The organism is Collimonas fungivorans (assembly GCF_001584145.1).
GTDB classification, from domain to species: domain Bacteria; phylum Pseudomonadota; class Gammaproteobacteria; order Burkholderiales; family Burkholderiaceae_D; genus Collimonas; species Collimonas fungivorans.
In genome coordinates, this window is sequence record NZ_CP013232.1 from 4742758 (window position 1) to 4757741 (window position 14984).

At 61.9% G+C, this 14984-nt stretch carries 9 protein-coding genes; 1 reads left to right on the forward strand and 8 read right to left on the reverse strand.

Annotated elements, in window-relative coordinates; all coding sequences use genetic code 11:
* Positions 1–227: 227 nt before the first annotated feature.
* The 4 genes from CFter6_RS20835 to CFter6_RS20850 all read right to left on the reverse strand — a co-directional run bounded on the left by CFter6_RS20835 (position 228) and on the right by CFter6_RS20850 (position 6159).
* Positions 228–1088: a YveK family protein gene (locus tag CFter6_RS20835; protein WP_061541544.1), complete on the reverse strand. Its 861-nt coding sequence runs from the start codon at positions 1086–1088 to the stop codon at positions 228–230.
* Between the two features lie 100 nt (positions 1089–1188).
* Positions 1189–1650 carry a transposase gene (locus tag CFter6_RS20840; RefSeq protein WP_082814922.1) on the reverse strand — a complete coding sequence of 154 codons (462 nt, stop codon included), beginning with the start codon at positions 1648–1650 and terminating at the stop codon, positions 1189–1191.
* Between the two features lie 218 nt (positions 1651–1868).
* Entirely contained in the window at positions 1869–5477 is a 3609-nt protein-coding gene (locus tag CFter6_RS20845; protein WP_167351428.1) for a transporter substrate-binding domain-containing protein, read from the reverse strand.
* A gap of 55 nt (positions 5478–5532) precedes the next feature.
* Positions 5533–6159 carry a response regulator transcription factor gene (locus CFter6_RS20850; RefSeq protein ID WP_014007564.1) on the reverse strand — a complete coding sequence of 209 codons (627 nt, stop codon included), beginning with the start codon at positions 6157–6159 and terminating at the stop codon, positions 5533–5535.
* Between the two features lie 234 nt (positions 6160–6393).
* Here CFter6_RS20850 and CFter6_RS20855 point away from each other — a divergent pair, with 234 nt between their 5' ends.
* Positions 6394–7578: an EAL domain-containing response regulator gene (locus CFter6_RS20855; protein ID WP_061541547.1), complete on the forward strand. Its 1185-nt coding sequence runs from the start codon at positions 6394–6396 to the stop codon at positions 7576–7578.
* A gap of 27 nt (positions 7579–7605) precedes the next feature.
* Here the strand turns inward: CFter6_RS20855 and CFter6_RS20860 are convergent, their stop codons facing one another.
* The 4 genes from CFter6_RS20860 to CFter6_RS20875 all read right to left on the reverse strand — a co-directional run bounded on the left by CFter6_RS20860 (position 7606) and on the right by CFter6_RS20875 (position 14864).
* Positions 7606–8226 (reverse strand): DUF2968 domain-containing protein, encoded by a 621-nt coding sequence (locus CFter6_RS20860; protein WP_167351429.1) that lies wholly within the window; start codon positions 8224–8226, stop codon positions 7606–7608.
* A gap of 197 nt (positions 8227–8423) precedes the next feature.
* Positions 8424–11228 (reverse strand): TolC family protein, encoded by a 2805-nt coding sequence (locus CFter6_RS26715; RefSeq protein WP_261340451.1) that lies wholly within the window; start codon positions 11226–11228, stop codon positions 8424–8426.
* Positions 11229–11232: 4 nt separating this feature from the next.
* Positions 11233–12480: an HlyD family type I secretion periplasmic adaptor subunit gene (locus CFter6_RS20870; protein ID WP_061541549.1), complete on the reverse strand. Its 1248-nt coding sequence runs from the start codon at positions 12478–12480 to the stop codon at positions 11233–11235.
* 161 nt (positions 12481–12641) lie between these two features.
* Positions 12642–14864 (reverse strand): type I secretion system permease/ATPase, encoded by a 2223-nt coding sequence (locus CFter6_RS20875; protein ID WP_061541550.1) that lies wholly within the window; start codon positions 14862–14864, stop codon positions 12642–12644.
* Positions 14865–14984 lie beyond the last annotated feature (120 nt).

The window sequence follows — 14984 nt, forward strand, 5'->3', positions numbered from 1 at the left end:
AGTGAACTTTCTGCGCGCTTTTTGCAGAAACTTCACTCCGACCCCACTTAGCGGACCACGGAGTACATGCTTCAACGTTAAAAGAATAAAACTGCGTCATGCATCCTTTCTTCTCCGAATCCGTCATGTGGGGTCGGAGTCAAGTTTCGCGATAAAACAGCGCGAAAGTTGACTCCGACCCCAGATGACTCTGTCGATGCAATGCTGCGTAATGCAATGGTTCAGGTTTATTCCCGAAACGTTCTGGCAATCGCGCCTTGCAGTTCCTTGTCGCGCACCAGCGCGTACAGGCCGGCCAGCATGAAACCAAGAATCAATCCGATTGCCGCTGCGATGCTTTTCCTAGGATAGACGGCATGCTGCGGCACGTATGCCGGGGCGACTGACTTGGTATTGAAGGTGCGGTAGGGGCTGAGCTGTTCGTCCAGGCCGTTGATCTGGTCCCGAAACACGCGCCTCTCCGATTCGTTGGATTTCAGCATGGACGCCAGCAAGATGCTTTCCGAGAACTTCCGTTCTATGGTGCCGGCACTATTGACCTTTTTTATCGGCTCCAGCACAGCGACATGCTCATCCTCGATCCTCTGCAGCGACGTCCTGGCGTCAGCCAGGTTCTTTTCCAGCCTGGTTACGGACGGCAGCAGCAGTTCCGCATGCTCAGCCTGCAGCATATGGAACGCCGCCAGGAGATTCGCCTTTGCCTCCTCAGGCGAGTACCCTTTGACGCTCATCTCCAGCAAGTTTCCGCCCTTTGCGATAGAGGCCGCCAGCGTTTTCTTGATCAGCGCGCTGCGCCGGTCCAGCGATTCGTCGGTCGGCAGTTGCTCGGCCTGCAGCACTTGGTTGACAAAACCGGGAAACTTGACGCGCTGGACAACATTGTTCGGATCCACCAGCAGGTTTGCGCCGGAGCCAATCTGGCCGACCTGGAACAGCAGGGTTGCAGGCCATTGCTTGGGGATCATGTAAGAGGTGCCATATGCTGCCAGCGCTCCGGCAACGCTGCATGCTGCGAGCAATGCCAGGTGACGTTTGAGAGCAGTGGACAGCGTAAGCTGCGATGCTGACGGATGAATGGATTCGGTCATTGTGGAATAAAGTGCATGCAATTTCCGCGACAGAATGTCGCAAGCAGATCCGGCGCAAAGGCCGCGACGGTGAATTGTTTACAACCGGGCCACGTACGCGTCAGGAGCCGAGCAAGGCGACCCAGTGCAAGGTCGATTCGTCCGATGCCGGCGTACGCGCCGGTATGGCGGCTGCTGCCGTCGCCCGGTACGATGCTTTTTTTGCCTTGCGGCTGAGGCGCTGTTCGAGGCGGCTGGTGTACAGGTCGCCATAGATGACGATGGTGTCCAGCATACCTTGCAATCCGGCATCGCCGACCTTGCTTCCGGCCAGCTGGCGCCAGAAATCGCATTCGTTCCAGCGCCGGAAACGCATGTAAGCCGTGCTCGAGCGGCCGAACTGGGGCGGCAGCTTGGACCACGGAGCGTGATTCAACACTACCCACAGCAAGGCTTCGATAAACCTGCGATTGTCCTTGGCGCTGACGCCGGGGTCGCCGGCACGGCCGATCAGCAACGGCTCCAGCATCTGCCATTGGGCGTCGCTGAGCTTCATCTCGTATTCAGGTGTGTCGTTCATCATGAGGTCATGTTTTTCTTTGTAGACCAGTGTGATGATGAGGGACTTTGCAATGGGTAGATAGCGGATTTGGCGTCAAATGATGTAGGAAAAACCCTATAAAAACTCTGGTACCTGTGCTCACCGTTGCTGTGGCACATCCGCGTGGGCACGGGTGCCCACCCTACCGCTTTATAAAACTCCTCGTAGGGTGGGCAGGTTTTTCTGCCCACGCGGATCGCTCAGGTTTCGCCCGCTTCTTCCAGCAACCAACTTTCCAGCGACTGCTCCAGATGCGTGATTTCGGCCAGCACCACCGATGCCGCCTGGCGCAGGTCGCCGTCGGCGGCGCCGTCGCGGCACAGGCTCTCCAGCTCCGCCGCGGCTTCCGACAGCACCTGGGCGCCGACAATGGTCGAAGCACCCTTGATGGAATGGGCGACATCGCCCGCCGCCAGCCAGTCGGCGGCGGTCACGCGCTGTATCAGCAGCAGGCTGTCGTTGCGGTTGGAATTGATGAGCTCCTTCGCCAGCCTCGAGACCAGGGCGAAATTGCCGCCCGTCATGGCTTCCAGCGAACTGGCGTCGAACAGCGAATCGGCCGGCTTCGGCTTGGCGTCAACGATATTGTGCGGCAGGCCGACCGTCAGCCGCCTCTGCAAATCATCGAGCCCGATCGGCTTGAACAGGCAATCGTCCATGCCGGCCGCCTTGCAGCGCTGTATTTCCTCCGGCTGGGCGTTGGCGGTATAGCCCCAGATCACGCAGTGCCGGGTGTCTGCTTCATTGCGGATTTCGCGCGCCAGCTGGTAGCCGCTCATCACCGGCATGTTGCAATCCGTCATGACCAGGTCGAAGCTGCCGGCGCGCCAGATCTGCAGCGCTTCCCGGCCATCTTCGGCCGACTCGACATCGTGTCCGAGATACTGCAGCTGCTGGCACAGCACCAGGCGGTTGGCGACATTGTCGTCGGCCACCAGCACGCGCAGGCGGCCCAGCTTTGGCGCAACAACTGTTGCCGGCTGCTGCTGCGTGCCGAGCGGTTCGACGGTGGCCACGGTAAATCTGACCAGGATCTGGGTGCCGACTCCCAGTTCGCTCTGCAGCGCGATATCGCCGCCCATCATCTGCGCCAGCCGGCGGCTGATGGCCAGCCCTAGGCCGGTGCCGCTCTCGGCCGAACGCGGACGCGTCGCGCTAGCCTGGACAAACGGTGCGAACAACTTGGCCTGCTCTTCCTGCGGGATGCCGGAGCCGGTATCGCTGACCTGCAACTGCAGCGCCAGGCGGCCGTCCTTTTCCTCCTGCACATCGAGGCGGATGGTGACCTCGCCTTCCTGCGTGAACTTGATGGCGTTGCTGACTAGGTTGGACAAGATCTGCTTGAAGCGCATCGGGTCGACCAGCACCTCGACGCCGGCATTGGCGTCGATGAAAGTGCGCAGGGTCAAGCCCTTTTGCCGCGCCAGGCCGTCGAACACGCGTGCCACGGCTTCCACCAGCTCGCGCAGGTTGGCGCGTTCCGGCACCAGCTCCAGCTTGCCGGATTCGATCTTGGCGATGTCCAGGATGTCGCCGATCAGGCCCAGCAGGGTCTTGGCGGAATCGTAGGCGACCTTGATCGAAGGCCGGTCCCACAAGCCGTTCTCGCCGCGCTTGAGGACCAGCTCCAGCATGCCGATGATGGCGTTCATCGGGGTCCGTATTTCGTGGCTCATGGTGGCCAGGAAAGTCGATTTGGCGCGGCTGGCTTCGTCCGCTTCTTCCTTGGCCAGCTGCAGCGCGTCGATCAGCTGTTCGCGTTCGGAGATGTCGATCCAGCCGCCGATCAGGCCGGCCGGCTTGCCACGGGTATCCTTGAACGGCAAGGTCCAGTGATAGATCCTGAGATGGCGCTCGCCGAACGCCATGTCGCGGTCGGCGAACACCGGTATGCCATCCTGCATGGTCTGCAGGTACATGGCATGGAATTCCTGCGCCGTTTCCGGCGGAAACACGGTCGATTCCGGCAACAGCTTGCCGATCACCTGGTCGCGCTCGCCGCCCATGGCTTCCAGGTAGCTGCGGTTGCATTCGATCAGCCGGGCATTGAGGTCGCGCACATAGATCGGGTGCGGCGTGTCGTCGATCATGGCGCGCATGAAGGCGAGCTGGTCGCCCAGCGCGCGCTCGGCCAGCTTGCGTTTGGCGATCTGGCGGCGCAGATAGGCGATCCAGAACAGGCTGGCCAGGATCAGCAGCAAGGCGCCGGCGGCGATCTGGTAGATCTCCCAGCGATAGGTATTCCAGGAACTCGGTTCGGCGTCGTTCTTCTCGCGCCAGCGGTTGGTCAGCATGATGGCGTCGTTGGGCGGTATGCTGCGCAGCACCTTGTTGAGGATGTCGCGCAGCTCCGGCTCGCTGCGCCGCACGCCCATCGCCAGCCGCGCCATGTCCTCGCCGACCGGCGCCGCGATGCGCAGCTTGCCGCGGAACGGCCCCTCGATAAAATAGCTGGTGGCGATCTGGGTCTGGATGGTGCCGTCCACCTGCCCTTGCGCCAGTTTTTCAAATGCCGATATCGCCTGGTCTACCAGCACCAGCTCGATGCCGGGATACTGCTTGCGCAGCTGCGGAACCATGGGATTGCCGCCCTGGATCGCCAGTTTTTTGCCGTTCATCTGAGCCAGATCGGTGATCGCCGTGTCGTCGCTGCGCGCCACCAGCACCAGGTTGTTGAGCAGAAAGGGCTGGGCGAACGCCAGGTCGGCCTGGCGCTCGGGACTCATCAGTAGGGCGCCCACCATGTGCGCCTTGCCTTCACGTACCGCATTGATCATGTCCGGGATCGAATCGATGCGCACCACCTCGAAGTCAAGGCCGGTACGCAATTCGATCAGGCGCAGGTAATCCGACACCAGGCCGTCGAACTGGCCGCTTTGGGTGTAGAAGGTCAGCGGCGCGAACAAGCCGTTGACCGCCACCCGGACTTTCGGATGCTGGGCGATCCACTTGCGCTCGGCGTCGGTCAAGACCAGCGGCGTCGCGGTGATCCGGAAATCCAGGCCCACTCCCCAGCGCTGCAGCATGCTGCGGTGCACCGATTCCGGAATCGCCTTGAGCAAGGTGTCAAGCACCCGCAGCAAGACTGTGTTCTGTTTCTGTACGGCGAAGCCGACGTCGCGGTTGCTCACCGGCGCAAAGCCATCCGTCCGCAGCACGCTGAAATAACCCTTGTGGATCAGGAAGCTGGCGCCGATGGCGTCGCCCAGGAAAATGTCGGCCTCGTTATGAAGCACGCCCAGAATCGCCCTGCGGACGTCGGGATAGGGCTTGAAGGTGGCCAGCGGATAAAGATTGTGCAGCTCCTGCTCGGACAGGTAGCCGGGCACGACTGCCATGCGCAGTGCGGCGCCAGGCTTGCTGGCGATGTTATGTTTGCCGATCGGCAGCACGATCGCGGTGCGGTTGACGGCATACGGGCGCGACAGGACGAAATCCTGGCCGGCCAGCTCGCTCTGGATGGTGTTGCCCAAGATGTCGATATTGCCCTTGGCCAGCGCCATGTTGGCAGCCTCGCGCGTCGGGTAGCGCACGACTTCGACGATCAGTCCCATCTGCTTCGCCAGCAGCGCCACATAGTCTGCCGTCAGGCCATCGAAATCCTGATGGCTGTCGCTGAAATCGAAGGGCGGATGGTCCGGGGCGACCGTGCCGAGCCGCAGCATGCGTTTTTTGCCGAGCCAGCGCCAGTCGTCTCCGGATAAATTGAAAACCAGGTTCTGTTCAAGCGGCCGCTCGATGATTTGCAAGCGCTCGGCTGCCGGATCGGTATCCAGCGCCAGCACCGCTGTCGCGCTGCAATACAGCACGGATAGGAGCAGAATCCGGAGCAGAAACCGGAGCAACTGCCGGCACAACATGGTTTCAGACCAGGCCATTGCGTCGCGCAATGTCGATCAGCTCCACCAGCGACTGGGCATGCAGTTTTTCCTGCAGGCGTGTCTTGTAAGTACTCACGGTTTTCGGACTGATCAGCATGCTGACCGCGATATCCTTGCTCGGCACGCCGTTGGCCAGTTGCTGCAGCACGTCCAGCTCGCGGTCCGAGAGACGCTCGATCAGTTCGTCTTCGCTAGTCTGCAGGCCGCGCTTGCGCTTGCCCTGGAACGCCAGGTCCGGGAAATAGCGGTAGCCGCCGAGGATGGCGTAAGTGGCATTCTGCAATTCGGCCAGCTGCTGCTGCTTGCTGATGAAACCGGCGGCGCCGGCTTCCATGCAGCGGTAAGCGAAGTGCTGGGCGCTTTGCGAAGTCAGGATCAAGATGCGGCTGGGGAAATCCAGCGCTTCCAGCCGTGCAATCACTTCCAGGCCGTTCAGGCGCGGGATGTTGATATCGAGCACGATCATGTCCGGCTTGTGTTCACGCGCCAGCTGCACCGCATCCACTCCATTATTGGCTTCCGCCACGATCTCATGGCCCGCCGCTTCCAGCAGGCCCCTCACGGCCATGCAAATCACTGGATGGTCGTCAACAATCATAATTCTACTCACACATTACTCCATCAAGAAAACAAGAACACAAAACATACCCCTCTCGCCGCTATCTTGCTCTCGGATTAAGACAAATCCTACATGCAATTCGGCAACTTGTGGGGACCATGACATAGCGACAATATTTCAGGAAAAATCCGACGCACTGAATCGCGCCTCCCTACATCGTTTCTGCCGCAACAGCCGGACAATCGATTTATCGAAATCCACCTGTCAATACCCATAACCATCGTGATGAACCAACAACAATCTATCCTCGTCCTGGACGACAATCCGGCCCAGCGCATGGCGATGCTGCTGCAGCTCGGCATGCTGGGCTACCACAACACCTGCGAAGCCGCCAACGGCGCCGCCGCACTGGCCCAGATCGACCGCCTCGAACAGCTCGACGTCGTCATCTGCGACATCCGCATGTCGCAGATGGACGGCATCGAATTCCTGCGGCGCCTGGCGGCGCACCGCCTGCGGCCGGCGATCCTGATCTGCAGCGCAGTCGAAGAAAGCCTGCGCCGCTCGGTGCTGTTCCTGGCCGCGCAATCGGGCTTGCCGGTGCTGGGCGATATCGGCAAGCCGATACCTACGCCCCTGCTGGGCAAACTGCTGCAGCGCCAGCCGGCCGCAGCCGCTCCCGCCGCCCTGGAACCGCCGGAGTTGCACGACGCCCTCGGCGGCCATGTATTCCTGGGCGACTTCAGCGCCTATTACCAGCCGCAGTACGCCCTGCACACGCTGGACATGACCGGCTTCGAGATCCAGTGCCGCTGGCAGCATCCGCTGCACGGCCTGCTGTCGCCCGCGCTGTTCATGCCGCAGCTCAGCGCCGACCAGCGCTACACCGTCAACCGGCATATCACCGAACAGGGCTTGCGCTTCATCTCCACCCTGCAGCGGCGCGACCTGACGCTGAACGTCTCGGTGCCGCTGGCAGATGTGCAGCTGCAGTCGGCCGGCCTGCCCGACATGGTGCAGGACTACCTGGAACGCTACCGCCTGTCGCCGGCTTCCTTGTCGCTGGAAGTCAACGCCGCCGATTTCGCCGAGGCGCCGCTGGTGACCATGGAAAACCTGGTGCGCCTGCGCCTTACCGGCTGCCACTTGACGCTGCAGGCCGATCCAGCCAATCTGCCGTCCCTGCAACGCCTGCATGAGCTGCCTTTCGATCAACTCAAGCTGGATGCGCGGCATACCCGGCCAAGCCGCGATCACGAAGACTGCCGCGCTGCCATGACCGCGGCGATTGCCAGCGCAGCGTCGCTGGGGATCCAGGTGATCATCGACGGCGTCCATAACTGGCAGGAAAACCAGGTGCTGCTGCACCTGGGATGCCAGCTGGGCAGCGGCGACTGGTATGCCGAAGCCATGGACGAGCAGGCGTTTTCGCAATGGATACAGCCTGCCCTGCGCCAGCGCCTGGGCTGAACTGCCGCAGCTGCTTCAGTTACTGCTTCAGTTTGCCGGGCCATGCACGCCCGACAGCTGAGATTCCAGCTGGCGGATATTGCGCTGCAGCTGGTCCAGCTGGATCTGGTACGCCCGGCGTTCGATTTCCGAAGCCCTGGCCTGGCTCTGCGCCGCTTGCCGCCCTTGCTGGATGCGCGCCTGCTCGCTCTGCATGATTTGCATGTCCGTATTCAAGGCCGCCAGGCGCGCTTCGCTTTCCTGCTTCGAGCGCTCCAGCGCCTGGCTTTGCGCGTTCAGGACCTGCAGCCGGATTTCTTCGCCGGCCCAGTCGGCGCTGCGCTGCGACAATTGCACGTAGCTGCGTTCGGCCAGCGCCAGGTTGTCGAAGCGCAGCACCCGCCACAAACTTTTCTGGTTCAGCAGCGCCACGTAAAACACCGGGGCGTTGTCGGCCATCAGCAGCGTCGTGCCGTATTCGCCGCTGTAGCTGGTGCGCAGCTCGCGCACCGACTTGTTATTCAATCTCTGCTTGAGTTCAGCCAGCGAACCGGGGCTGGCGGCAGGCACGCCGTTGGCGGCCGCCATGGCCGGCATCGCGCCTGCCGCCAGGGCGGCGCCGCTTAACGGCGCCAGCCCGAGCAGGGCAAGGCAGATGATCTTGTTCATGGAAAACTTCATCGATGGCCTGGATCGCATTCTTATCTCCGGAAATCAGTTGATACAACTATTCGTTTTTGCATAAATCATGCGCCGCGCACCGCGTGGGCAAGAAAACCTTGCCCACCCTACGATTTCGTTCATTGCCCGTAGGGTGGGCACCTGTGCCCACGCGGACGTTACGCCGCGCGCTGGACCGTCGCCCATCATTTAGGCTGCGGTCCACGCAGCCAGCTGGCCAGCTGGCCGGCGCCGGTATATTCCTGCAAGATCGACTGGTAGCCGTCGAAACGGCTGGCGATCTCGCTGACCCGGTTGTTGTAGTGGTCGCTCTCGGCCGACAGCACGTCGAGCAAAGTGCGTTTGCCAAGGTGGTACCACTGCTCGAAGAAGGCCTTGCGCACGCCGTCGGTTTCGCCGGTCAGGTTGTGATACAGGTCGGCGCGTTGCAGCGACGTCCTGGCATTCTGGTCGGCGTTGCGCACCTTGTATTCCAGGTCCAGCAGCTGCTGGCCTTTCTTTTCGCGGCTGGCGGCGGCGCGCTGCGAAGCTGCTGCCTGCTGCGCGCGTCCCGAACCGCCGCGGAAGGCGGCCCAGTTGATCGACAGCATGGTCTGCACCGGCTGCTCGCGTCCCAGCGTATCGCGCGCTGTGCTCTTGTTGACCACCCAGTTCAGGGCCGGCTTGGACGAAGCCTTGATAGCGTCAACATTGAGGTCGGCGGCATCGGCTTCGGCTTCGGCCTGCTTGATCGACGGATGGTCGTTGATGGTCGCCAGCATGGCAGGCAAATTAGCCGGCTGCAGCGGCCACACGCGGCCCGGCAGCGCCGGGATAGGCGCATCGCCGATCAGCTTGCGGATGTTCAGTTCGAATTCCTGCACCTTGGCCGCCACGCTGTCGCGGTTCGATTCCGCCTGCAGCAGGCGCGCCTTGGCCTGGGTCAGTTCGCTGCCGCGGCCGCGGTCGACCTCGACGATTTCCTTGAGCATGCTGACCAGCATGCCCATGCGCTCCACGTATTGCTGGCTGATGTCGACGGTCAGGCGGTTTTTCGCCAGTTCGGTCAGGTTGCTGGCCACCGTGAACGCCGAATTCTCAAGCTCCGCCTCGTAGCGCTGGCGCGTAGCCACGGCCAGCTGTTCGCGGCTGGCGATGGTTTTCTTGTTCTGGCCCCAGTCGAATACCGTGGTAGTCAGGCTCAGGTTGACGCCAGCGCTGCTGTTGTCGTTGTTGGCGCTGCCGCCGCCAAGCGCGACTGCCTTGGAATTGGTGCCGACATTCAATTGCGGCCAGCGCTGTCCCTTGGTCTCGTCGACGTCGGCCAGCGCGGCTTCGTATTCTGCATAAGCCTGGCGCACCAGCGGGCTGTTCTGCGCCGCCTGTTCGACTGCGCGGTACATCACCTGGCGCAAGCCGGCTTCGTTCATGGTCGGCACCAGTTTTTCATTGTCGGTATCGCCAGCAGCCGTCAGCCATTGCGAAAAGCGCGAGCTGGCTGCATCGGCGACCTTGGTCTGCGTCGCATTCAAGGGTTTGACCGGCATAGGTTTGCCTGTCACGGCAGCCGGGCTTGCGCTTGCAGTATGCATCGTGAGATCTTCGTCGTTGCCTGACGCCAGGCGCGACGGCATCGTCAGGTTGAGCGGCGCACGGCCAGCCGGCTTCGACGGCGCAGGCGCCATTTGGGCTGCTTTCGTTGCCAGAGCCAGCGTCGCGGCTTCAGCCTGCTCGTCCAATGCAGCTTGCTTCGCCATTTCAGCTTGCTTTACTGTTTCAGCGTGCTTTGCCTGCTTCGCCAATTCGGCTTGCTTTGCCATTTCGGCTTGCTTTGCCATTTCGGCTTGCTTTGCCAATTCGGCTTGCTTCGCCAATTCGGCTTGCTTCGCCAATTCGGCTTGCTTCGCCATTTCAGCTTGCTTTGCCATTTCAGCTTGCTTTGCCATTTCAGCTTGCTTTGCCATTTCAGCTTGCTTTGCCAATTCAGCTTGCTTTGCCAATTCAGCTTGCTTTGCCAATTCAGCTTGCTTTGCCAATTCAGCTTGCTTTGCCAATTCAGCTTGCTTTGCCAATTCAGCTTGCTTTGCCAATTCAGCTTGCTTTGCCAATTCAGCTTGCTTTGCCAATTCAGCTTGCTTTGCCAATTCAGCTTGCTTTGCCAATTCAGCTTGCTTCGCCAATTCGGCTTGCTTCGCCAATTCGGCTTGCTTCGCCAATTCGGCTTGCTTCGCCAATTCGGCTTGCTTCGCCAATTCGGCTTGCTTCGCCAATTCGGCTTGCTTCGCCATTTCGGCTTGCTTTGCCATTTCGGCTTGCTTCGCTGCTTGAGCATCCCTCGCCGCCTGGGCTTTCTGGGCTGCTTGGGCTGCCTTGATAGATGCTGCCGACGGCGGGGCGGCCGGGATCAGCGTCACGAAAGACGGCGCTGGCGGCGTTTCGGGCACCGGTGGAGAAATCGACGGTGTTGCTACTACCGGTGTAGCGACCTGCCGTGCCGGCGCCGGAGCGGCCGCCACGGTCGGGGCTGGCGGTGTAACCGGTGCGGGCAGCGGCACTGGCTTGTTTTTACCCAATGCGGCACGAGCGGAACTCTTTTCCGGCGGCGCGCTGGCGGGAATCAGGGTCACCAGCGTCGGCGCCATGACTGCCGGCGCGGCGGCTGGCCGTACCGGCAACGGCAGGGCAGAAACATTTTCAGCCATGCGCATCGGTTCCAGCGGCGCAGGTTTTTTCTGCGCCGTCACCGCGACGGTGCGGGCTGGCGCTGGAGCGGCAACATGGACCTGCGGCGCAGGCGCAGCAACAACCGGCTGGCTGGCGCGCAGGACGGGCGCCGGAGCGGCCGCTGCAACGGGCTGGGGCGCGGCGACGACAGGCGTCGCCACCTGCACTTCGCTGGCCCACTCCAGCAGCGGACGCTGTATCGTCAGCTGCTGTGCATGCAAAGGCTCCAGGCCGGCGACCGCACTCAGGCAGCCGCCAATCGCCAGGCAAATTGGACGGAGTTTCATGATCTCACCTCTCCCGGAAGGCTTCACGCGCCTTGAACACCGGTTTCAGCAGGTAATCCAGGATGGTTTTCTCACCAGTGCGGATTTCCATCGTGGCCGTCATGCCGGGAATGATCGGCAAGCGCTTGCCGCCTGCCTCCAGGTAGCTGCTGTCGGTCAGCACCTGCACCCGGTAATAAGTGGCATCGCGGCCGGCCGCGGCCTTGGCGTCGTCCGTCAGCGTATCGGGGCTGATCAGTTCCACGGTGCCCTTGAGGCCGCCGTACACGCCGTATTCATAGGCCGAGACTTTCACGGTGGCGGGCAGGCCCGGCCGCAGGAAGGCGACGTCGGCCGGCTTGATCTTGCCTTCGACCAGCAACTGGTCTTCCAGCGGCACGATTTCCATGATGTGTTCGCCCGGCTGGATCACGCCGCCTATGGTGTTGACCTTGATGTTCTTGATGGTGCCGCGCACCGGCGCCAGCACCGTGGTGCGCTCGACGATATCGGCGCGCCCGACCAGGTTCTCTGTGGTCTGCGACAGTTCCTGTTCCAGCTTGCTCAGCTCGGAATTGGCGTCGGCCTGGTACTTGTTGCGCCGTTCCACCATCTGCGATTTCAGTTCGTTGGCCTGGCGCCGCATGCGCAGGATTTCCACTTCAGACACCAGGCCCTTGGCTGCCAACGGCTCGGCCAGGCCGATTTCCCTGGCGCTCAGGTTGTAGCTGTTCTGCAGCGACGACAAACTGTCGTCCAAGGCGTGGCGACGGGCGTTATAGGCTAGCGTTTCCTGCTGCACCACGGCCGGATCTTTCTTGACGATGTCGGGGAACACCAGCGGTTGCTGGTAAGCTTCGGCGCGCAGGCGGGCGATCGAGCCTTCCAGGCCGATCTGCTTGGAGAGCGCTTCGCGATAGCTGGCCTGGGCCCGGGTCGGATCGATCTTGAGCAGGATCTGCCCCTTCTCGACGATGCCGCCTTCGCGCACATCCATTGCTGCCAGGATCCCGCCTTCCAGGCTCTGGATCACCTGCTCGCGACTCTTGGAAATGATCTTGGCTTCGCCTTGGGTGATCTCCTCGACCTTGGCGAATTTCGCCCAGGTCAGGCCGACCACCATGACTACCGCGATCAGGTACAGGATAGCTTTCGAACCCGGCGTAGTCTGGGTCAGCAGCGATTCCCGCAGATCGTTCATGAACGCCGCGTCGCCCGGCTGCAGCTGGGCAGCATCGGGCTTGCTTCGTCGAATCCATTGCATCCATTTCATAACTACACCTTTTGTCCAAATATTCCGTTAATTGATTGCGCGGCAGCTGCCGCTTTTTCTTGTTCGTCCAATGCCCTCGTAGAGTGGGCACAAGGTGCCCACGCGGGAATTTTCTACATGTACATACCTGTTCCGGTCATGCGTGGGCACGGGTGCCCACCCTACGCGGCCAGCGGTGTCTTTTCTTCGGCGCCCTTGGCTGCGGCGCTGTTGCCGCTGAGAGCCGCCATGATTTTCTGTTTCGGGCCGTCGGCGACTACCTTGCCGTCATCGACCACCACGATGCGTTCGATCATCGACAGCAGCGATGGACGGTGGGTCACGATCACCACGGTATGGCCCTCGGTAGCGCGCGCCAGATGCTGCATGAAGATCGCTTCGGTCTGGGTGTCCATGGCGCTGGTCGGTTCGTCCAGCAGGATCAGCTGCGGATTGACCAGCAGGCAGCGCGCCAGCGCCACCAGCTGCCGCTGGCCGCCCGACAGGCCTTCGCCCATTTCGCCGATCGGCAGGTTGATGCCCATCGGGTGCTTGCTGGCGACGGCATCGAGGCCGGTCAGGCGCAGCACGTTCAGGAATTCTTCGGCCGGCGCGTCAGGACGGCCGATCATGATGTTTTCACGCAAGGTGCCGTAGAACAGGCGCGCTTCCTGGCCGACGTAACCGACCGCCTTGCGCCAGTCGGCCGGATCGATCTGCGCCACGTCCAGGCCGTCGGTGAACATCTGGCCGCCGACCGGCATGTAGAGCCGCGCCATCATGCGCAGCAGGGTCGATTTGCCGCCGCCGATACGGCCCAGGATGGCGACCCGCTCGCCGGCCTTGATCGACAGGTTGATTTTCTTGAGCACCTGCGGATTCGGCTTCATCGGCGGCGCCGGGTAAGCGAAGCTGACATCTTTCAGCGTCAGCTGGCCGTTCAGCGGCGGCTTGGCCAGGTATTCCATTTTCGGATCGCGGTCGATCGGCATCGCCATCAGGCGGTTCAGCGACTGCAGGGCAGCCTTGGCCTGCTGGAAACGCACGGCCAGGCCGGCCACCTGGTTCAGCGGCGCCACGGCGCGGCCGGCCAGCATCACGGTGCCGATCAGCGCGCCCTGGGTCAGGGTGCCGTCGCCGATCAGGTAGACGCCGAAGACGATCAGCACCACGGTCTGGACCTGCTGCAGGGAAGTCATCACGTTCATCGCCAGGCTGGAAATCATGCGCGACTTCATGCTGGTGGCGGACTGGGCGGCGCTGAAAGTTTCCCAGCGGCGCTGCATGTAACCCTCGCCGCCGACCGATTTCAGCGTTTCCAGGCCCTCGACCGATTCGATCAGGACGCCCTGCTTGAGCGAGGATTCGCGCAGGTTCTCACGCATGGTGCGGGCCAGCGGCCATTGCACGAAAATGCTGATGCCGATGATCAGCGGGATCAGCGCCAGCGGCACGAAGCCCAGCATGCCGCCGACCGAAAAGATGACAGCGACAAACAGCAATACAAACGGCAGGTCGGAAATCGCCGACAAGGTGGCCGAAGTGGCGAAATCGCGCACCGATTCGAATTCGCGCAACTGGTTGGCGAACGAACCGGACGAAGCCGGCTTGTGCTCCATCTGCACCGACAGCGCCTGGCGGAACAGCATGGTGCCCATCACCAGGTCGGCTTTCTTGCCGGCCATGTCGAGCAAGTGGGCCCGCACATAACGCGATACCGCTTCGAAAATCATGGCGATGACGACGCCGATGGCGAGCGACCACAAGGTGGCGTAAGCCTGGTTCGGCACCACACGGTCATACACATTCATGGTAAAGAAGATGCTGGCCAGTCCCAGCACATTGATCAGCAGCGCGCCGAGGGCGGCGCTGTAGTAGTAACGGCGGTAGCGCCACAGCGTGGTGAACAGCCAGTGGCCTTCGCTGCGCGCGGTTTCTTCGCCGGCGCGGGCATCGATCTTGGCTTGCGGCTTGACCAGGATGGCGTGGCCGGCATACCACTCATTGAGCTCTTCCTGGTTGACTTCGACGATCTCGTTGCTGACTTCAGGCATCACTATCTGATAGATGGGCTTGCGCTCTTCGTTCAGGCGGCGGCCAGTCAGGATCACCGCGCCGCGGTCCTGGCGCAGCAGGATCAGCGGCATCAGGTGCGGCGACAGCTCTTGCACGCGGCGCTTCACCAAGCCGCCGCTGAGGCCGGCATTGGTCAGCGCGGTCAAGGCCAGCGCCGGCTCCAGCAGGCGGCCCTTGGGCAGGCCGGCGCACATGGCTTCGGCGCTGCGGCCGACGCCGTAGTAATCGCAGATCAGCATGGTGCATGCCAGCATGGTGTCGACCACGCTGGTCGTCACCGGAATGTCAGCTTGCTCGACAGGCGCTGCAGGAGTTGTTTCTGTTGACATGATGGGTTGTACTTTTCAAGGTAACTTTTATTTATCCGGACCGGCCTGATGCACACAAAGCTGTCCAGCCGAAAGAATCCATTTGCGAGCGCCGATCCGGCATATCCGCTGCCGAGCAAA